We start from the raw sequence: 18,230 nt of genomic DNA, 5'->3' as shown, positions 1-18,230 counted from the left end.
TCTATCATTGTACGTTATAGCGCACAAGCTATCCGCGGCGTGAGGGTAGCGCCACCGAGGCGCTCGTCGCAAACGGCCCGCGATGCCGCTAATCGCCCTGTAGAATGAGGCAAATGGGGGTATACTCTGGGCTGAAAAATCAGGAGGTAGGATGAATATTGCGCAACATCTGGCGGCCACCCTCAAACATCTGCGTCAGCAGCGCGGCTGGAGCCTGTCGCGTCTGGCGGAAGAGACCGGGGTGTCGAAAGCCATGCTCGGGCAGATAGAGCGGAATGAATCGAGTCCGACGGTAGCGACGCTGTGGAAGATTGCCACCGGGCTGAACGTGCCGTTTTCGGCATTTATCGTTCCGGATGACAGCGTGGCGCCCTCCGCGTTTGACCCGCAGCAGCAGGCGATGGTGGTAACCCCGGTCTTTCCGTGGGACCCGGAGCTGCGCTTTGATCATTTCTCGATAACCCTCGCTCCCGGGGCGCTGAGTGAATCGACGCCGCATGAACAAGGGGTGATTGAGCATGTGGTGGTGATTAGCGGTACTCTGGAGCTCTGCTTACAGGGGGAATGGCACTCGCTGCAGGCGGGTGAGGGTCGGCGCTTCGCCGGCGATGCGGCGCATGCCTATCGGAACAGCGGCGTCCTGGCGGCTCATTTCCATTCGCTTATCCATTATCCAAAAGAAAAAACCGCGGGCGAACCCGCGGCCAGACAAGATGACTGATGATAACCACTCACAACGTGACGAGGAAAATCCGGAATACGTAATGACAGTACTCTGTACGGTGATTTGAAGGAAATATCTTTTCCTTCAATACTTTGCTGAAAACTGAAAATTCGTCGTCCCATGACGGCGGAAAAGGTTTTCGTCTGCGCCCGGTTCTGACTACAATAGCCGCCATTTCGACCCCCTTATACTGGATAACAACACGCGTATGCGCCTGCACAATCATCGTCTTGAACTTCTTAGTCCTGCCCGCGACGCCGGTATCGCTCGCGAAGCGATCCTTCACGGCGCTGACGCCGTTTATATCGGTGGACCTGGCTTTGGCGCCCGCCACAACGCCAGCAACAGCCTGAGTGACATCGCCGGGCTGGTGCCTTTCGCCCATCGCTTTGGCGCCAAGGTCTTTGTGACGCTGAACACCATTCTGCATGACGATGAGCTGGAGCCGGCGCAGCGGCTGATCACGGATCTCTATGACGCGGGCGTCGATGCGCTGATTGTTCAGGATATGGGGATCATGGAGCTGGATCTGCCGCCAATCGAGCTGCACGCCAGCACCCAGTGCGATATCCGTAGCGTGGAGAAAGCAAAGTTTCTCTCAGACGCCGGCTTCAGCCAGATCGTGCTGGCGCGCGAGCTGAACCTCAGTCAAATCAAAGCCATCTACGATAATACTGACGCCACCATTGAATTCTTTATCCATGGCGCACTGTGCGTGGCCTATTCCGGCCAGTGCTACATTTCCCACGCCCAGACCGGACGCAGCGCCAACCGCGGCGACTGCTCGCAGGCCTGTCGCCTGCCGTATACCCTGAAGGACGATCAGGGGCGCGTGGTGGCCTATGAAAAGCATCTCCTGTCGATGAAAGACAACGACCAGACCGCCAACCTGGCGGCGCTGATCGACGCCGGGGTACGCTCCTTCAAAATTGAAGGCCGTTACAAAGACATGAGCTACGTGAAAAACATCACCGCTCACTACCGCCAGATGCTGGACGCCATAATCGAAGACCGCGGCGACCTCGCGCGCGCTTCAGCCGGCCGCACTGAGCATTTCTTTATCCCGTCCACCGATAAAACCTTCCACCGCGGCAGCACCGACTACTTCGTTAATGCCCGTAAAGGCGATATCGGCGCCTTTGATTCGCCAAAATTTATCGGACTGCCGGTGGGCGAAGTGCTGAAGGTGGGTAAAGACCATCTCGACGTCGAGGTTAGCGAACCGTTAACCAACGGCGACGGCCTTAACGTGATGATTAAGCGCGAAGTGGTGGGTTTCCGCGCCAATACCGTGGAAAAAACTGGCGAAAATCGCTATCGAGTGTGGCCGAACGAGATGCCTGCGGATCTGCATAAAGTGCGTCCGCATCAGGCGCTTAACCGCAACCTCGACCACAACTGGCAGCAGGCGCTGCTGAAGACCTCCAGCGAACGCCGCATCGCCGTAGACGTCACCCTAAGCGGCTGGCAGGAGCAGCTGGTTCTCACCATGACCTGTGAAGATGGCGTCAGCGTGACCCATACCCTTGACGGGGTGTTTGCCGAAGCTAACCAGGCAGAGAAAGCGCTAACCAACCTGCGTGACGGTGTCACAAAACTGGGGCAAACCATTTATTATGCGCGCGATGTGCAGGTCAACCTGCCGCCGCTGTTTGTTCCCAACAGCCTGCTCAACCAACTGCGTCGTGAAACCGCCGAAATGCTGGATGACGCGCGTCTCAACGCCTGGCAGCGCGGTACCCGCAAGCCGGTCTCCGTGCCGCCCCCGGTTTACCCGGAGACCCATCTCTCCTTCCTCGCCAACGTCTATAACCATAAGGCGCGGGCGTTCTACCAGCGCTATGGCGTGCAGCTGATTGATGCCGCCTATGAAGCGCACGAAGAGAAGGGCGATGTGCCGGTGATGATCACCAAACACTGCCTGCGCTTTGCCTTCAATCTCTGTCCGAAACAGGCGAAAGGCTCCATCAAGAGCTGGAAAGCCACGCCGATGCAGCTGATCCATGGCGATGAAGTGTTGACCCTGAAGTTTGACTGCCGTCCGTGCGAAATGCACGTGGTCGGCAAGATCAAAAACCATATCCTCAAAATGCCGCATCCGGGGAGCATCGTGGCCTCCGTTAGCCCTGACGAGCTGATGAAGACCCTGCCGAAGCGCAAAGGGGCCTGATCTGCGGCGACGCTACTGGCTGTGTGATGCCCGCGGTTTGCGGGCGTCCTGCCAGCGGTGATGCTCGCGCAGGTCGGCGGCGTTCTCTTCGCACCGGCTGCGAAGCTCATCGCTATCCGCCTCATGCAGCAGCTGCTGTTCGAGACCCTGTACCGGAAAGTAATCGTGCCCCTGACGGTGGGCCAGCAGATGCCCGGAAAATAGCGCGCACAACAACAGCAGGGCACTCGTGCTTCTTCTCAACATACCTTTTCTCTGCGAATCAATGGCGTGGGCTTACTATGCCAGGGGCTGTGCAGGTTTTTTTCCCGGTTTATCAAAGAAGGGCAAGAGTTTGTCAATGTCTGCTGAAAGAGGGTGAAAAAAGCCTGGCGTAGAAGGCCAGGCCTGAGGGATTACGCTTTTGGCGGCAGTGGTTTCCCGCTGTGCTCGCCGCCTTTTGGCGGCTGCTTACCACCATGCTGCGGTTGTTTGCCGTCTCGTTGCGGTTGCTTGCCATCATGCTGCGGCTGCTTGCCGTTGTGTTGCACTTGCTTACCGTCGTGTTGGCCCTTTTTCGCCGGCAATTTACCCTGATGGTGCGCGCCTTTTTCTGGCGGCGGCGGCGGGTTGTCGGCAGCGAAAGCCCATGACGATATTCCCAGCGTCAACGCGGCGGAGAGTAAAGCTAACTTCTTCATAGCAATATCCTTTATTCTGATGTGTCCGCGTATTTCAGCAGGTAAAAGTGAAGACAAGATGGAGAAGTCCAGATCCGGAATACTCTGCATCCTGGTTCAAACTTTAAGACCTGCGGTGGTCATCAGCAGGCGAAACAGCAGGCTGATGGCGGCCAGCGTCAGCACGCTGCCTCCCCACAGCGCGATCAGCCACAGCAGACGTTTGGACCAGACGGTTTTCATCAATGATACCCCTCCCCGGGCTGGACTTTGCCGCGGAACACGTAATAGCTCCAGCAGGTATAGCCAAGAATAACCGGAATAATCAGCAGCGCGCCCACCAGCATAAAGCCCTGGCTTTGCGGCGGGGCGGCGGCCTGCCACAGGGTGATCGACGGCGGAATAATATGCGGCCAGATGCTGATCCCCAGGCCGCTAAAGCCGAGAAACACCAGGCCCAGCGTTAGGGTGAAAGGCGAGACATGGCGGTCGTGCAGAGGCAGTGTGCGCCACAGCCAGGCGCTAATCAGGAGCACCAGCAGCGGCACCGGCAGCAGGAAGTAGAGATTCGGCAGGCTGAACCAGCGGGCCGCGATCGCCGGGTGCGCCAGCGGCGTCCACAGGCTGATGACGGCAAATACCCCCAGCAGCGCGACCAGCAACTGTCGCGACGTGCTGCGCATCCGCTGCTGCAGCGCGCCTTCGCTCTTCATCACCAGCCAGGTGGCGCCGAGCAGCGCATAGGCCACGCACAGCCCGAGTCCGCAAAACAGGCTGAACGGGGTCAGCCAGTCAAACATGCCGCCGCTGAAGGCGCGACCGCTGACGGTAAAACCGTCGATCACCGCTCCGACCACCACGCCCTGGCTGAAGGTCGCCAGCAGGGAACCGCCAAAGAAGGCGCGGTCCCAGAATGGCCGGTGCGACGGCGTGGCCTGGAAACGAAATTCAAAGGCCACGCCGCGAAAGATCAGGCCGATCAGCATCAGGGTCAGGGGGATCGACAGGGCGTCGATTATCACCGCGTAGGCGAGGGGAAAGGCGCCAAACAGACCGGCGCCGCCCAGCACCAGCCAGGTCTCATTGCCATCCCATACCGGGGCGACGCTGTTCACCATCACGTCGCGCTCTGTGCTGCCCCGGACCGTGCCGAACAGTATGCCAATGCCCAGATCAAAGCCGTCCATGACGATGTACATCAGCGTGGCAAAGACGATAATCACGAACCAGATCACCGATAATTCGATACCCATTAGCGAGACTCCTTCTGCAGATAACCTTCAGTAGCGGCGGACAGCGGGCGGGCTGGCGTACCGGTTGTCGCGGGTTGCACCTCCTGCGGCCCCTTGCGGATCAGGCGCAGCATGTAGCTGTAGCCGACCCCGAAGACGGCGCTGTAAACCACAATAAAGGTCAACAAACTGACCGACATATGCAGATCGCCGTGGGCGGAAACCGCATCGGCGGTGCGCTGAACGCCATACACCACCCATGGCTGGCGGCCCACTTCGGTAGTTACCCAGCCGGCGAGAATCGCAATCAGTCCTGAGGGGCCCATCCACAGGGCAAAGCGCAGAAACGGCCGCGAGTGGTACAGCCGGTCGCCGCGGCGCAGCCACAGGGCCAGCGCCCCGAGCAGCAACATCAGCATGCCGAGACCGGCCATCAGGCGAAATGACCAGAACACCACGGTGGAGTTTGGCCGATCCTCAGGGGCGAACTCCTTCAGCGCCGGCACCTGTTTATCCAGGCTGTGGGTGAGGATCAGACTGCCCAGCGCCGGGATCTCAAGCCCGTAGCGGGTGCGCTCCTGTTCCATATCTGGCCAGCCAAACAATAGTAACGGCGTCGGCTCGCCGGGCGGGTTTTCCCAGTGGCCCTCAATGGCGGCGATTTTTGCCGGCTGGTGTTTCAGGGTGTTCAGGCCATGCATATCGCCGATCAGCGCCTGGACCGGCGCGACCAGCAGCGTCATCCATAGCGCCATGGAGAACATCTTGCGGATCGCTGGCGACTGATTGCCGCGCAGCAGATGCCAGGCCGCCGAGGCGCCGACGAACAGCGCGCTGCTGAGAAATGCCGCCACCGTCATGTGCAGCAAGCGGTAGGGGAACGACGGGTTAAAGATCACCGCCAGCCAGTCGACGGGCACCACCTGGCCATCGACGATCTCAAACCCCTGCGGGGTCTGCATCCAGCTGTTGGAAGCGAGGATCCAGAAGGTCGAGATGATAGTCCCCAGCGCCACCATGCAGGTGGCGAAAAAGTGTAGCCCCGGCCCCACGCGGTTCCAGCCGAAGAGCATGACCCCGAGAAAACCGGCTTCGAGAAAGAACGCCGTCAGGACTTCATAGGTCAGCAGGGGGCCGGTGATGCTGCCCGCGAACTGCGAGAAACCGCTCCAGTTAGTGCCGAACTGATAGGCCATCACCAGCCCGGATACCACTCCCATACCGAAGTTGACGGCGAAGATCTTCGACCAGAAATGGTACAGCGAGCGCCAGGTGGGATTTTTGCTTTTCAGCCACAGGCCTTCGAGAACCGCCAGGTAGCTCGCCAGGCCAATGGTGATAGCGGGAAAGATAATATGAAACGAGACCGTAAAGGCGAATTGAATTCGCGCCAGATGGAATGCATCAAGACCGAACATGCAGGACTCCACAACAAAATTGATTCAGCGCAATTTTAGGCAGGGCGGTGGCAAGGGGGCAGAGGCAGTAGGGCCATTTTTTAGCATAACAGTTAGCGGCTGTTATGATCTTTTTGCCGGTCTCCGGGGACCGCCAACATGGAGATCCCCCGGGTGAACAGCGTCATTTTTAACGCTGAAAGCAAAGCCAGATTGTTGGCCAGGAAAATATTAATAATCTATTTCACTGTATTATCGTAGTCTTACGGATCAGCTTAGACCTATAGCTGCCCGGGAAAGCGCGGTCGTTTAATTTTTGTGAGCAATATCCTCTGATTACGACAGATATAGCATTTTATTATCTGTTCTTTACTAATGAATTTAACGTCTGCACACGTTTGCTAGTATGAGAATCAGTAAAAAGGATGAGTCAGTTAATTATGAATTAAATAATTTTAAATTGTCGTATTTAGCCGTGCTTTGTATTTTATTCTCAGGATATCAATAAAAGGGAATGGTCATGTCAGAAAAAGGATTACATAGCTTATGTATTACCATCGGTATCATGTTCATTTTTTGGTTATGCATCATATCGTTTTTTTGGACAATTTTCTCGTGAACCTTTCCTGCGGGCGTTCTGTGTGACCGGGTTGCGCTGTTTTACATAACAGTTTCTTAAAACTGTTAATTTATTACAACTGATATATGATAAAAGGAGGTTGCAGCAAGGAAAGGGTAACAATGAAAAAGTATCAACAGCTGGCGCAGCAGTTGACCGACCAGATCGCGCTGGGCGTCTGGTTACCGGGCGATCGGCTCCCCTCGCTGCGCGAGCAGGTGATCAGCAGCGGCATGAGCTTTATGACCGTCAGCCATGCCTATCAGCTACTGGAAAGCCAGGGGCGCATCGTCGCCCGACCACAGTCAGGGTATTACGTTGCCCCCCAGCCGGTGAAGCTTCGTCAGCCGGCGCCGCCTGCCCAGGTGACCCGCGATGAAGCGGTTGATATCAATACCTACATCTTTGAGGTGCTTCAGGCCAGCCGCCAGGCGTCAATGCTGCCCTTTGCCTCGGCCTTCCCGGATCCGCGCCTCTTTCCGCTCCAGCAGCTTAACCGTTCGCTGGCGCAGGTGAGTAAAACTGCCACCGCCATGAGCGTGATTGAGAACCTGCCGCCGGGCAACGCGGAGCTACGGCACGCCATTGCCCGGCGCTATGCTCTGCAGGGGATGAACGTCTCGCCCGACGAGATCGTCATTACCGCCGGAGCGCTGGAGGCGCTAAACCTCAGCCTGCAGGCGGTGACCGAGCCCGGCGACTGGGTGGTGGTGGAAAATCCCTGTTTCTACGGAGCCCTGCAGGCGCTGGAGAGGCTGCGTCTGAAGGCGCTGTCGGTGGCCACCGACGTCAAAGAGGGCATTGACCTGACGGCGCTGGAGGCGGCCCTGCAAAACTATCCGGTCAAGGCCTGCTGGCTGATGACCAACGGCCAGAACCCGCTCGGCTTCACCCTCAGCGCCGAAAAAAAAGCAGCGCTGGTGGCGCTGCTGGCGCGCTATGACGTGATGCTGATTGAAGATGATGTTTACAGCGAGCTCTACTTTGGCCGCGAGAAGCCGTTGCCGGCGAAGTTCTGGGATCAACAGGATATGACGCTGCACTGCAGTTCGTTTTCAAAATGTCTGGTGCCCGGCTTTCGCATCGGCTGGGTGGCGGCCGGGAAACAGGCGCGGCGGATCCAGCAGCTGCAGCTGATGAGTACGCTCTCCACCAGCTCGCCGATGCAGTTAGCCCTGGTGGATTACCTGTCGACCAAACGCTATGACGCCCATCTGCGCCGTCTCCGTCGCCAGCTGGCGGAACGTAAACAGCAGGCCTGGCAGGCGCTGCTGCGCCATCTGCCGCCGGAGGTCATTATTCATCACAGCGACAGCGGCTATTTTCTGTGGATCGAACTACCGGAAGGGGCGGATGCCAGCGTGCTGAGCGCCCGGGCGCTGGCGTCGCACATCAGCATCGCTCCGGGAAAAATGTTTTCCACCTCTGCCAGCTGGACCTCGTTTTTTCGTTTCAATACCGCCTGGGGCTGGGGAGAACGCGAAGAGCAAGGGGTGAAGCGGCTGGGTGAACTAATTCGTGAGCAGCTTTCCTGATCGCTTTGGCTATTTTTCGCCGCGATAACCAATCGCTATAAATAAACGAAGAGTTTTTTTTATCGAGGCCGGTCATTATTTTACCGGCGCTCACCATAGGAAATATGCATACCCCTCCTTTTTCTCTAACTCGTTGTCTATAATCCATAAAGTCATTCTTGTGTTGGCGATTTTTGCGTAATGCGTCCCGGGTCACAACCTGAATAAATTCCCTCGAGGGCGTTAATCCGCTGACTACCCTTATTTCAGGAGATATTTTTACGGCACGGCTGCCGCTAATTCCCTTGTGACAGGAGTAACACCTGATGAGCAAAAAATTGGCCCGTTGCAGCCTTTATGTGCTGGGGATGGCCTGCCTGACCGTACAGGCGGCTGAGCCACTCACCTCGCTGGATAAACCGGAAGGGCGCCTGGATATTATCGCCTGGCCGGGGTATATCGAACGCGGTCAGACCGACAAGCAGTACGACTGGGTCAGCCAGTTTGAAAAGGAGACCGGCTGTCAGGTCAATGTGAAAACCGCCGCCACCTCCGACGAAATGGTCAGCCTGATGGCTAAGGGGGGTTACGATCTGGTGACCGCCTCGGGCGATGCTTCGCTGCGTCTGATCATGGGTAAACGCGTTCAGCCGATTAACACCGCGCTGATTGCCGGGTGGCGCACTCTTGACCCGCGCATTGCGCAAGGGGCATGGTTTAACGTCGGGGGCAAAGTCTACGGCACGCCGTATCAGTGGGGACCGAACCTGCTGATGTACAACACCCGCGTATTCCCGACGCCGCCGGACAGCTGGAGCGTGGTCTTCGTGAAGCAGGATCTTCCGGATGGCAAAACCAATCAGGGGCGAGTGCAGGCCTATGATGGCCCGATCTATATCGCCGACGCCGCGTTGTTTGTCAAAGCCACCCAACCACAGCTCGGGATCGATGACCCCTATCAGCTGACCGAAACCCAGTACAACGCGGTGCTGAAAGTGCTGCGTGACCAGCAACCGCTGATTCACCGCTACTGGCATGACGCCACCGTGCAGATGAACGACTTCAAAAACGAAGGGGTGGCCGCCTCCAGCTCGTGGCCCTATCAGGCCAACGGCCTGAAGGCGGAAGGCCAGCCTGTCGCCACCGTATTTCCGAAGGAGGGGGTGACCGGCTGGGCGGATACCACCATGCTGCACAGCGAGGCGAAGCACCCGGTTTGCGCCTATAAATGGATGAACTGGTCGCTCACGCCGAAGGTGCAGGGCGATGTGGCGGCCTGGTTCGGCTCGTTGCCGGTGGTGCCTGAGGGCTGTAAAGCCAGCGCGCTGCTCGGAGAGAAAGGCTGTGAGACCAACGGCTATGACCAGTTTACCCGCATCCACTTCTGGAAAACGCCGATTGCCGAGGGGGGGAAATACGTTCCCTACAGCCGCTGGACGCAGGACTACATTGCGATAATGGGCGGCCGCTAAGGATCGGAGGTAAACAATGACGTACGCGGTCGAGTTTCAGAATGTATCGCGCCTGTATGGCGATGTACGGGCAGTGGACGGGGTCAGCATTGGCATCCGTGACGGCGAGTTTTTCTCGATGCTGGGTCCTTCGGGCTCGGGGAAAACCACCTGCCTGCGGCTGATTGCTGGTTTTGAGCAGCTCTCCGGCGGCACCATTCGGATCTTCGGTCAGCCGGCCAGCGAGCTGCCGCCCTGGCAGCGGGACGTCAATACCGTGTTCCAGGACTATGCGCTGTTTCCCCATATGTCGATCCTCGACAATGTTGCTTACGGCCTGATGGTCAAAGGCGTGGCGAAGAAAGCGCGCCATGCCCGCGCCCAGGAAGCGCTGGAGAAAGTGGCCCTCGGTTTTGCGCACCATCGCAAGCCCTCCCAGCTCTCCGGTGGTCAGCGGCAGCGGGTCGCCATCGCCCGGGCGCTGGTGAACCAGCCGCGGGTGCTGCTGCTCGACGAGCCGCTGGGCGCTCTGGATTTAAAGCTGCGCGAGCAGATGCAGGTGGAGCTGAAAAAGCTACAGCAGTCGCTGGGGATCACCTTCATTTTCGTTACACACGACCAGAGCGAAGCGCTGTCGATGTCCGATCGCGTGGCGGTGTTTAACAACGGGCGCATTGAGCAGGTGGACGCCCCGCAGGATCTTTATCTGCATCCGAAGACCGCCTTTGTCGCCGGTTTTGTCGGCACCGCCAACGTCTTTGAGGCCGAGGCGGCCCGGCGGTTATGCGGCCTGGCGGGCTGCTGGTCGCTGCGCCCGGAGCATGTTCGCCTGCAGGGCGGCGGGGAGGTGCAGGTGCAGGGCGTGGTTCAGGCGGTACAGTATCAGGGGGCGGCGACGCGGATCGAGCTCCGGCTGGCGGATGGCGACAAGCTGCTGGTCAGCCAGGCCAATATCGACGGCGCGGCGGCGGCGAGCGTTCCTCGAACCGGGCAAACGGTGCAGGCGTCATGGTCGCGGGCGGCGATGACCCCGCTGGAAAGCGGAGGCTGAGATGACCATGGCGATTGTTCCTGCGCAGGCCGGACGCGTATCGGGGATCTTCTGGCGCCGGCCGGCGCTGGGCCTGTTTTTGCTGCTGCTTGGGCCGTTGATGTGGTTTGGCATCGTCTATCTGGGCTCGCTGCTGACCCTGCTGTGGCAGAGTATCTACACTTTTGACGACTTCACCATGTCGGTGACCAGCGACTTTACGCTGGCCAACCTGCAGGCATTGTTCAACCCCGCCAACTACGACATTATCGCCCGCACCCTGGTGATGGCGCTGTGCGTGACCTTGGCCAGCGCCCTGCTGGCGCTGCCGATGGCCTGGTATATGGCGCGCTACACCAGCGGCAAAATGAAGGCCTTCTTTTATATCGCGGTCATGCTGCCGATGTGGGCCAGCTATATCGTCAAGGCCTACGCGTGGGTGCTGCTGCTGGCCAAAGATGGCGTAGCGCAGTGGTTCCTCGGCCATCTCGGGCTGGAAGGGGCGCTGAACGCTCTGTTGACCGTCCCGGCGGTGGGCGGCAACACCTTTTCCACTTCCGGCCTCGGACGCTTTCTGGTCTTCGTCTACATCTGGCTGCCTTTTATGATCCTGCCGGTGCAGGCGGCGCTGGAGCGTATTCCGGGCTCTCTGCTCCAGGCCTCGGCCGATCTTGGCGCTGCCCCACGGCAGACCTTTCGCTACGTGGTCCTGCCGCTGGCTATTCCCGGAATTGCCGCCGGGTCGATCTTCACCTTTTCGCTGACGCTGGGCGATTTTATCGTGCCGCAACTGGTCGGCCCGCCGGGGTACTTTATCGGCAATATGGTCTACTCGCAGCAGGGGGCGATCGGCAATATGCCGATGGCGGCGGCGTTTACCCTCGTGCCGATCGTGCTGATTGCCCTTTATCTGGCGTTCGTGAAACGTCTGGGAGCCTTCGATGCACTCTGAACGCGCACCCTGGTACCTGAAACTGGCGACATGGGGCGGGGTAGTGTTCCTCCACTTTCCGCTGCTGATCATCGCCATCTATGCTTTTAATACCGAAGATGCTGCCTTCAGCTTTCCGCCGCAGGGGCTGACGCTGCGCTGGTTCAGTGAGGCGGCAGGGCGCAGCGATATTTTGGAAGCAGTGACGTTGTCACTTAAGATCGCCGCCCTGTCGACGGCCATTGCCTTAGTGCTTGGCACGCTTGCTGCAGGCGCCCTGTGGCGGAGCACCTTTTTTGGTAAGAACGCGGTGTCGCTACTGCTGCTGCTGCCCATCGCCCTGCCGGGGATTATAACCGGCCTGGCGCTCCTGACAGCCTTTAAAGCGGTCGGCCTGGAGCCTGGTCTGCTGACCATCGTGGTGGGGCACGCGACCTTCTGCGTGGTGGTGGTGTTTAACAACGTCATCGCTCGCTTCCGCAGGACCTCCTGGAGCCTGGTGGAGGCCTCGATGGATTTGGGGGCGACTGGCTGGCAGACCTTTCGCTACGTGGTGCTACCCAATCTGGGATCGGCGCTGCTGGCGGGCGGGATGCTGGCATTCGCCCTGTCATTTGATGAAATCATCGTCACGACTTTTACCGCGGGGCATGAGCGAACCTTGCCGCTGTGGTTACTGAATCAGCTGGGGCGGCCGCGAGATGTGCCCGTCACCAACGTTGTCGCGCTGTTGGTGATGCTGGTAACAACGATACCAATCTTAGGGGCCTGGTGGCTCACCCGCGACGGCGATAACGTCGCCGGAAACGGGAAATAAAACCATGAAACAGGATAATGCTATGCAACACAACCTCTTAATAAACGGTAAGTTAGTGGCAGGTGAAGGCGAAAAGGTGCCGGTATACAACCCTGCGACCGGCGAAGTGATCCTGGAGATTGCCGAAGCGACAGCGGCCCAGGTGGATGCCGCCGTTGAGGCGGCGGATCGGGCGTTTGATGCCTGGAGCCAGACGACGCCGAAAACGCGCGCGGAATGTCTGCTGAAGCTGGCGGATGCTATCGCGGCGCAGGCGGAGCCCCTGGCGCAGCTGGAGTCGCTGAACTGCGGCAAGCCGCTGCACTGCGTGCTTAACGATGAGATGCCGGCCATTGCGGACGTTTTCCGCTTCTTCGCCGGGGCCGCCCGTTGCCTGCCGGGGATGGCGGCCGGAGAGTATCTGGAAGGGCATACCTCGATGATCCGTCGCGACCCGGTGGGCGTGGTAGCCTCCATCGCGCCGTGGAATTATCCCCTGATGATGGCGGCCTGGAAGCTGGCCCCGGCGCTGGCGGCAGGCAACTGTGTGGTGATAAAACCCTCCGAGATCACGCCGCTGACGGCGCTGAAGCTGGCAGAGCTGGCAAAAGATATCTTCCCGGAAGGGGTGATCAACGTACTGTTTGGCCGCGGCAAAACGGTGGGCGATCCGCTGACCGCTCACGCGAAAGTGCGGATGGTTTCCCTGACCGGGTCGATTGCCACCGGCGCCCATATCATCGGCCATACCGCCTCGTCGATTAAACGTACCCATATGGAGCTGGGCGGTAAGGCGCCGGTCATCGTCTTTGACGACGCGGATATCGACGCGGTAGTGGATGGCGTTCGGACCTTCGGGTTTTACAACGCCGGCCAGGACTGTACGGCCGCCTGCCGGATCTACGCCCAGCAGGGTATTTATGAGCAGCTGGTGGAGAAGCTCGGGGCGGCGGTGGCCAGCCTGAAAATGGGGGCGCCGGAGGATGCCGCCACCGAGCTGGGGCCGCTGAGCTCGCTGGCCCATCTTGAGCGGGTCAGCGCCGCGGTGGAAGCCGCAAAGGCGCTACCGCATATTAAAGTGGTTACCGGTGGCAATCGGGCTGACGGCGCCGGCTATTATTTCCAGCCGACGCTGCTCGCCGGCGCCCGGCAGGAGGACGCTATCGTGCAGCGCGAAGTGTTTGGCCCGGTGGTCAGCGTGACGCCTTTCAGCGATGAAGCGCAGGCCCTGAGCTGGGCAAATGACTCCCAGTATGGGCTGGCCTCTTCGGTGTGGACGAAAGATGTTGGCCGCGCCCACCGGCTCAGCGCCAGGCTGCAGTACGGCTGCACCTGGGTCAACACCCACTTTATGCTGGTGAGTGAAATGCCGCATGGCGGCCAGAAGCTGTCGGGCTACGGGAAAGACATGTCAATGTATGGCCTTGAGGATTACACCGTGGTTCGCCATGTGATGGTTAAACATGGCTAACGGATTGACCCTTAAGCGGCAAAAGATTATTACGCAATGGGTGTGTTAGTGCGCTAATAGTCACGATGGCAAAAATGGTTAAAACTCGCGGCGGGGGATGTGAGATTATTCTGATACCCCTTCAAGAGCTAAGCCATCGTGAGTGCCGGAGATAAGCGCCGGATGGGGTTCGCCAGCCACCCTGGGCGCATCGCGCCCGGCGGGTGAGGCGGCAACGTCGCGGTTTGCGACCGGATACCGGCCCCTGCCTGATGGCAGGGGCTTTTTTATATCCACAGTAAGCCAGGAAGAGGAGGATGCCAGCGACGCTGGAGCAGGGAGGAATTTGTTTTAACCGTGTTCAGCGTTTGGTTTTTTTGCTCGGCAAGCTGGCGCTGCGACGGTCACGTATATAGGAAATAAGATTATACACCGCCGCGACCAGCAGGATCAGCGCGATGACCAGCGTGATGATTCCGGACATATCCACCTCGAAATATAAAAGCGCACTGCGCTAAAAACATTACCAATAGTTATGAATGTAAGTATTCTCTGCAGAGAAGGCAAATGATATTTGTTGTCATTTAGCGCTATTTTGGGCCCTGGCCAGCGAGGCCAGACAGGAAAAGGTTTGGTTACAATAGCTTGTAGCCGCCTGTTATCTTATTCAGATCCAGCGCCAGCGTGGTATATCGCATTTTCGGTCAACGCGCGCTAATCTTTTCATTTGCGATTGGCGAAATATTATCTTTATCAGATGAATCAGATTGCGCTGAACAGAAACTATTTCACGACTATAAATAAGGCTTTTATATTTGCAGTCAGCGGGTGATATTTATTCGCAATATTTAATCACCGACGAATCAATCCACCATACGCGCCAGCGCGGTGGCGCACGCTCCCGGGTTTGACTTTCCGCCGCCGCTCATGCGATCATTTCATGCATATTCGGTTTTAACGTTGATGTCGCTGTGAAAATTTTGGCTTTTATTCTGCTGGCAATCGGCACCGTGGCGCTGAGCTATGGTAACGCGCCGGCAAAACGTATTCAGGACTGTGAGAACGCGGGAGTGGGGCAGGCCGTCTGCGCCGCTGCCGAATGGGATAATGAGAAAGTGAATGTTCTGCCTCATTATAACCCTGAGCTGAACAAGGTTATTATCGCAAGCCATTCAGCCCGTAGCGTTTATGACCCTGATAATGGCGCCAGCCTCCGCACGTAAAAAAGCAGCCCACTGGGCTGCTTTTTTAGGTTTCGTTGCTGAGTAAAATGATTAAAACCAGCCAAATCTCACCGACAGCAGGCTGATAAGCGCGAACGCGGCGCAGACATTAATCATAACGACGGTCTTGCTGGAGACATCCATAACGCCACCTTAATGAGTAAGCCCCTAAAGGTATAGTACGGCGGGCGCGGTTGCGCTATCGGATTAAGACGAATCAGGCTTTGTTCTGAATATTGAGCCCGATTCTGAATTTGTTATACAGGTATCTCTGAATCACGACGTCATGGCAGATAATTATCCCACCATGGAACGCTCCTCAGGGAAGGAAAACTAAGAATGACGTTATATCAAAAAATGTTGGTGTTTTACGCCATTATGGGCGTGATCTGTGCCGTAATTAGCTGGTTTTTAACCAAAGAGAGTTGGGTGATCCGCCTGCTGGCGGCTCTGTTGATCGGTGCCACCTGGCCGTTCAGCTTCCCCATGGCGCTGCTCGTCTCGCTGTTTTAACCTTCCGGCTGCGGACGACAGAAAAGGGTGGCGGCAAAGGTAAGGTTACTGTATAAAAACACAGTAACCTTATCATGGAGGCAAACAGGTGAACGGTTTCTTTTCGTCCGTCGCAGGCGCCACATTGCGCTGGCTCGATCTCCCGGGAGAGGGGCTTCCGCTGGTGTTTATCCACGGCCTCGGCTGCGCGTCCTCTTACGACTACCCCCGCGTCGCCAGCGACCCCGCGCTCAACGGGCGGCGCAAAATACTTATCGACCTCCCGGGCTTCGGCTACAGCGATAAACCGCACGACTTTAGTTACAACATACATAAGCAAGCGCAAGCTGTGGAGCAGGTCCTCAACCACCTGCGCCTGCAGCGCTTCGCGCTGTATGGGCATAGCATGGGTGGAAGCATCGCCATCGAAGCGGCAGGGCTGCTGGCGGAGCGAGTGACGACGCTGCTGGTGTCTGAACCCAACCTGTTCGCCGGAGGCGGTGAGTACAGCAGACGCATTGCGGCGCAGGCAGAGGGGGCCTTTATCGCTGAAGGTTACGCCAGGATGCTGGCGGAAGAGCGCTCGCCGTGGGCCGGCTGTTTGCAAAACAGCGCCCCCTGGGCCGTCTGGCGAGCCGCCAGCAGCCTGATAAACGGCAGCGACACGCCCTGGTTTACCCAGCTCTGCCAGCTGCGCTGTCAGAAGATGCTGATCGTCGGCGAGCAGTCGCTCCCTTATGCGGATATCGAACGGGCAGAGGCGCACGGGATCCCGGTCGGGATTGTGCCCCACGCGGGGCACTCGATGGCGTGGGAAAACCCGGAAGGGCTGGCGCAACTCATCGCCAGTCACGGCTAAGGGGAGACGGCGTCAGAAAGGCAGTTCGCGGGGCTGGGTCTGGAGCGTTATCCAGCGCAGCTCAGTGAATTCTGCAATTCCGGCCCGGCCGCCGAACCGGCCATAGCCGGAGGCTTTGCAGCCGCCAAACGGCATCTGCGCTTCATCATGAACGGTTGGACCATTGATATGGCAAATGCCGGTTTGCAGACGTTGCGCCAGGTTCCACGCTCTGGCGCTGTCGCGGCTGTAGACCGCCGCGGAAAGGCCATATTCGCTGTCGTTGGCTACCGCCAGCGCCTCTTCGTCATTATTAACCCGAATAATCGCTTTTACCGGGCCGAAGGACTCTTCGTTCCACAGCCGCATCTCGCGGGTGACGCCGTCCAGTAAGGTCGGCGCCATGTGGGTATCGCTGGCTTTACCGCCGGTCAGCAGGCGGGCGCCCTTGGCTAAGGCATCGTCGATTAACGCGTTGCAGCGGGTGACGGTATTCATGTCGACCACCGGGCCGGTCAGGCTGGCGGGGAGAGAGGCGGCGCGCCTGGCCAGCAGAGGGATAAAGCGCTCCGCCACGGCGTTGTCGACAATAATGCGCTCGGTGGACATGCAGATCTGTCCGGCGTTGGCGAAGGCGCCAAAAATGGCGCCCGCCGCCGCCTGTTCGATATCGGCATCGTCGAGGACCAGCAGCGGTGCTTTACCACCGAGCTCCAGCACCGCTGGTTTCAGATACTGCCCGCAGGTGCGGGCGATAATCCGCCCCACCGGCGTGGAGCCGGTAAAGTTGACGCGCCGCACCGCCGGATGGGCGATCAGCGACTCCACCAGCGCCGGCGCGTCTTGCGGCGCGCAGGTAAGATAGTTCACCACACCCGGCGGGAAGCCCGCCGCGTCGAGGGCGTCGATAATCAATCCTTGTGTCGCCGGGGAGAGCTCAGCGCCCTTGAGGATCACCGTGTTGCCGCAGGCCAGCGGCGTCGCCAGCGCCCGGGTGGCAAGGATCAGCGGCGCGTTCCACGGCGCCATACCCAGCACCACGCCAGCCCCCTGGCGGACGCCCATCGCCAGATTGCCCGGCACGTTGGATGGAATGATCTGTCCTTCAATCTGGGTGGTCAGCGCCGCCGCTTCGCGCAGGATATCAGCCGCCAGATGGACGTTAAATCCGGCCCAGTGCGCGGTCGCGCCGGTTTCCGCCGCCATGGCGGCGATAAATTTAGCCTCCCGTAACAGCATATGTTCCGCCGCGTCGAGCAGTAAGCGACGCCGTTCCGCCGGGAGCGTATCGCGCCACTGCGGGAAGGCGCTGGCCGCGGCCACAACGCAGCGTTTGCCGTCGGCGAGACTGGCGGCAGCGGCAACCGAAGCGACATCGTCTTGGGCCGGGTGGCGCCGGGTGAAGGTCCGACGGTCTTCGGCATCGTGCCACTGGCCATCAATGTACAGATTGCAGGTGATTGTCATGGGGATAACCTCTTGTTCTGCGGTTCCTCCAGTGTACCGGTCGCGGCTGATGGCGAGCGTGAGCGGGGCGGTTATCGCACATTTTTTTGCCGGAATTGTGCGTAGCTCACAACATCCCAATCGTGCCTGACGCAAAAAGCAGCGCGACGCCGATTAAACCAGCAAATTCAGCGCGATTGGCATAAGGTGATAGCCATTGATTATTTGCCGGTGGCGAGGGGCTGTGCTGTTATTACT

20 protein-coding genes are annotated in these 18,230 nt (G+C 58.7%); 11 read left to right on the top strand and 9 right to left on the bottom strand.

Annotated elements, in window-relative coordinates; translation table 11 throughout:
- Window positions 1-151 precede the first annotated feature (151 nt).
- Window positions 152-721: a helix-turn-helix domain-containing protein gene (locus ACLEXF_RS05055; protein ID WP_004202791.1), complete on the top strand. Its 570-nt coding sequence runs from the start codon at window positions 152-154 to the stop codon at window positions 719-721.
- Between the two features lie 10 nt (window positions 722-731).
- Here the strand turns inward: ACLEXF_RS05055 and ACLEXF_RS05050 are convergent, their stop codons facing one another.
- On the bottom strand, window positions 732-899 hold the full coding sequence (locus ACLEXF_RS05050) for a hypothetical protein (protein ID WP_032425876.1): 168 nt from the start codon (window positions 897-899) through the stop codon (window positions 732-734).
- 33 nt (window positions 900-932) lie between these two features.
- Between ACLEXF_RS05050 and ACLEXF_RS05045 the strand changes: the two genes are divergently transcribed.
- Window positions 933-2,894, top strand: coding sequence for a peptidase U32 family protein (locus ACLEXF_RS05045; protein ID WP_004202789.1), 1,962 nt, complete (start codon window positions 933-935; stop codon window positions 2,892-2,894).
- A 12-nt stretch (window positions 2,895-2,906) separates the two neighbouring features.
- Here ACLEXF_RS05045 and ACLEXF_RS05040 read toward each other — a convergent pair whose 3' ends face one another.
- The 5 genes from ACLEXF_RS05040 to ACLEXF_RS05020 form a co-directional block, all read right to left on the bottom strand.
- Complete coding sequence (locus ACLEXF_RS05040; RefSeq protein ID WP_017900476.1) at window positions 2,907-3,140, bottom strand: DUF2554 family protein; 234 nt, start codon at window positions 3,138-3,140, stop codon at window positions 2,907-2,909.
- A 149-nt stretch (window positions 3,141-3,289) separates the two neighbouring features.
- Window positions 3,290-3,574, bottom strand: coding sequence for a hypothetical protein (locus tag ACLEXF_RS05035; protein ID WP_004202787.1), 285 nt, complete (start codon window positions 3,572-3,574; stop codon window positions 3,290-3,292).
- 96 nt (window positions 3,575-3,670) lie between these two features.
- A complete protein-coding gene (locus tag ACLEXF_RS05030) occupies window positions 3,671-3,796 on the bottom strand; it encodes a DUF2474 domain-containing protein (RefSeq protein WP_339110605.1) in 126 nt (41 codons plus the stop codon).
- Complete coding sequence (cydB, locus tag ACLEXF_RS05025; protein ID WP_339110606.1) at window positions 3,796-4,806, bottom strand: cytochrome d ubiquinol oxidase subunit II; 1,011 nt, start codon at window positions 4,804-4,806, stop codon at window positions 3,796-3,798. The genes ACLEXF_RS05030 and cydB overlap by 1 nt, the downstream gene beginning before the upstream one ends.
- Window positions 4,806-6,203, bottom strand: a complete 1,398-nt coding sequence (locus ACLEXF_RS05020; protein ID WP_423265736.1) for a cytochrome ubiquinol oxidase subunit I — start codon at window positions 6,201-6,203, stop codon at window positions 4,806-4,808. The genes cydB and ACLEXF_RS05020 overlap by 1 nt, the downstream gene beginning before the upstream one ends.
- 720 nt (window positions 6,204-6,923) lie before the next feature.
- Between ACLEXF_RS05020 and ACLEXF_RS05015 the strand changes: the two genes are divergently transcribed.
- From ACLEXF_RS05015 to patD, 6 genes are all read left to right on the top strand, one after another.
- The gene (locus tag ACLEXF_RS05015) at window positions 6,924-8,336 is read left to right on the top strand and encodes a PLP-dependent aminotransferase family protein (protein WP_094334059.1); all 1,413 of its coding nucleotides are present in this window, start codon (window positions 6,924-6,926) and stop codon (window positions 8,334-8,336) included.
- Window positions 8,337-8,641: 305 nt separating this feature from the next.
- The gene (gene ydcS, locus ACLEXF_RS05010) at window positions 8,642-9,787 is read left to right on the top strand and encodes a putative ABC transporter substrate-binding protein YdcS (protein ID WP_017900481.1); all 1,146 of its coding nucleotides are present in this window, start codon (window positions 8,642-8,644) and stop codon (window positions 9,785-9,787) included.
- 16 nt (window positions 9,788-9,803) lie between these two features.
- The gene (locus tag ACLEXF_RS05005) at window positions 9,804-10,817 is read left to right on the top strand and encodes an ABC transporter ATP-binding protein (protein ID WP_004202778.1); all 1,014 of its coding nucleotides are present in this window, start codon (window positions 9,804-9,806) and stop codon (window positions 10,815-10,817) included.
- 1 nt (window position 10,818) lies between these two features.
- A complete protein-coding gene (locus ACLEXF_RS05000) occupies window positions 10,819-11,748 on the top strand; it encodes an ABC transporter permease (protein WP_423265735.1) in 930 nt (309 codons plus the stop codon).
- Window positions 11,738-12,544, top strand: a complete 807-nt coding sequence (locus ACLEXF_RS04995) for an ABC transporter permease (RefSeq protein WP_017900483.1) — start codon at window positions 11,738-11,740, stop codon at window positions 12,542-12,544. The genes ACLEXF_RS05000 and ACLEXF_RS04995 overlap by 11 nt, the downstream gene beginning before the upstream one ends.
- Before the next feature lie 22 nt (window positions 12,545-12,566).
- Complete coding sequence (patD, locus tag ACLEXF_RS04990; protein WP_043520012.1) at window positions 12,567-13,994, top strand: aminobutyraldehyde dehydrogenase; 1,428 nt, start codon at window positions 12,567-12,569, stop codon at window positions 13,992-13,994.
- Between the two features lie 340 nt (window positions 13,995-14,334).
- Here patD and ACLEXF_RS04985 read toward each other — a convergent pair whose 3' ends face one another.
- Entirely contained in the window at window positions 14,335-14,457 is a 123-nt protein-coding gene (locus ACLEXF_RS04985; protein ID WP_004175940.1) for a small membrane protein, read from the bottom strand.
- 487 nt (window positions 14,458-14,944) lie between these two features.
- On the opposite strand from ACLEXF_RS04985, the gene ACLEXF_RS04980 reads away from it, so the two are divergent.
- Entirely contained in the window at window positions 14,945-15,196 is a 252-nt protein-coding gene (locus tag ACLEXF_RS04980) for a hypothetical protein (RefSeq protein WP_339110607.1), read from the top strand.
- Window positions 15,197-15,247: 51 nt separating this feature from the next.
- Here ACLEXF_RS04980 and yncL read toward each other — a convergent pair whose 3' ends face one another.
- The gene (gene yncL, locus ACLEXF_RS04975; RefSeq protein ID WP_002906891.1) at window positions 15,248-15,340 is read right to left on the bottom strand and encodes a stress response membrane protein YncL; all 93 of its coding nucleotides are present in this window, start codon (window positions 15,338-15,340) and stop codon (window positions 15,248-15,250) included.
- Window positions 15,341-15,535: 195 nt separating this feature from the next.
- On the opposite strand from yncL, the gene ACLEXF_RS04970 reads away from it, so the two are divergent.
- Both ACLEXF_RS04970 and ACLEXF_RS04965 read left to right on the top strand, forming a co-directional pair.
- A complete protein-coding gene (locus tag ACLEXF_RS04970; protein WP_004202771.1) occupies window positions 15,536-15,709 on the top strand; it encodes a GhoT/OrtT family toxin in 174 nt (57 codons plus the stop codon).
- Between the two features lie 88 nt (window positions 15,710-15,797).
- A complete protein-coding gene (locus ACLEXF_RS04965; protein ID WP_017900486.1) occupies window positions 15,798-16,547 on the top strand; it encodes an alpha/beta fold hydrolase in 750 nt (249 codons plus the stop codon).
- Window positions 16,548-16,559: 12 nt separating this feature from the next.
- Here ACLEXF_RS04965 and ACLEXF_RS04960 read toward each other — a convergent pair whose 3' ends face one another.
- Complete coding sequence (locus tag ACLEXF_RS04960; protein WP_094311972.1) at window positions 16,560-17,993, bottom strand: aldehyde dehydrogenase; 1,434 nt, start codon at window positions 17,991-17,993, stop codon at window positions 16,560-16,562.
- Window positions 17,994-18,230 lie beyond the last annotated feature (237 nt).

Source organism: Klebsiella pneumoniae complex sp. WS1778, from assembly GCF_049472055.1.
In the GTDB taxonomy this organism is placed as follows: Bacteria; Pseudomonadota; Gammaproteobacteria; order Enterobacterales; family Enterobacteriaceae; genus Klebsiella; species Klebsiella quasipneumoniae.
This window is presented reverse-complemented; position numbering and strand designations above follow the sequence as displayed.

Excerpts from the sequence above, each read along its gene's own strand:
- ACLEXF_RS05055 (WP_004202791.1), top strand. The coding sequence starts at position 152 with ATGAATATTGCGCAACATCTGGCGGCCACCCTCAAACATCTGCGTCAG.
- ACLEXF_RS05050 (WP_032425876.1), bottom strand. The coding sequence starts at position 899 with ATGGCGGCTATTGTAGTCAGAACCGGGCGCAGACGAAAACCTTTTCCG.
- ACLEXF_RS05045 (WP_004202789.1), top strand. The coding sequence starts at position 933 with ATGCGCCTGCACAATCATCGTCTTGAACTTCTTAGTCCTGCCCGCGAC.
- ACLEXF_RS05040 (WP_017900476.1), bottom strand. The coding sequence starts at position 3,140 with ATGTTGAGAAGAAGCACGAGTGCCCTGCTGTTGTTGTGCGCGCTATTT.
- ACLEXF_RS05035 (WP_004202787.1), bottom strand. The coding sequence starts at position 3,574 with ATGAAGAAGTTAGCTTTACTCTCCGCCGCGTTGACGCTGGGAATATCG.
- ACLEXF_RS05030 (WP_339110605.1), bottom strand. The coding sequence starts at position 3,796 with ATGAAAACCGTCTGGTCCAAACGTCTGCTGTGGCTGATCGCGCTGTGG.
- cydB (WP_339110606.1), bottom strand. The coding sequence starts at position 4,806 with ATGGGTATCGAATTATCGGTGATCTGGTTCGTGATTATCGTCTTTGCC.
- ACLEXF_RS05020 (WP_423265736.1), bottom strand. The coding sequence starts at position 6,203 with ATGTTCGGTCTTGATGCATTCCATCTGGCGCGAATTCAATTCGCCTTT.
- ACLEXF_RS05015 (WP_094334059.1), top strand. The coding sequence starts at position 6,924 with ATGAAAAAGTATCAACAGCTGGCGCAGCAGTTGACCGACCAGATCGCG.
- ydcS (WP_017900481.1), top strand. The coding sequence starts at position 8,642 with ATGAGCAAAAAATTGGCCCGTTGCAGCCTTTATGTGCTGGGGATGGCC.
- ACLEXF_RS05005 (WP_004202778.1), top strand. The coding sequence starts at position 9,804 with ATGACGTACGCGGTCGAGTTTCAGAATGTATCGCGCCTGTATGGCGAT.
- ACLEXF_RS05000 (WP_423265735.1), top strand. The coding sequence starts at position 10,819 with ATGACCATGGCGATTGTTCCTGCGCAGGCCGGACGCGTATCGGGGATC.
- ACLEXF_RS04995 (WP_017900483.1), top strand. The coding sequence starts at position 11,738 with ATGCACTCTGAACGCGCACCCTGGTACCTGAAACTGGCGACATGGGGC.
- patD (WP_043520012.1), top strand. The coding sequence starts at position 12,567 with ATGCAACACAACCTCTTAATAAACGGTAAGTTAGTGGCAGGTGAAGGC.
- ACLEXF_RS04985 (WP_004175940.1), bottom strand. The coding sequence starts at position 14,457 with ATGTCCGGAATCATCACGCTGGTCATCGCGCTGATCCTGCTGGTCGCG.
- yncL (WP_002906891.1), bottom strand. The coding sequence starts at position 15,340 with ATGGATGTCTCCAGCAAGACCGTCGTTATGATTAATGTCTGCGCCGCG.
- ACLEXF_RS04970 (WP_004202771.1), top strand. The coding sequence starts at position 15,536 with ATGACGTTATATCAAAAAATGTTGGTGTTTTACGCCATTATGGGCGTG.
- ACLEXF_RS04960 (WP_094311972.1), bottom strand. The coding sequence starts at position 17,993 with ATGACAATCACCTGCAATCTGTACATTGATGGCCAGTGGCACGATGCC.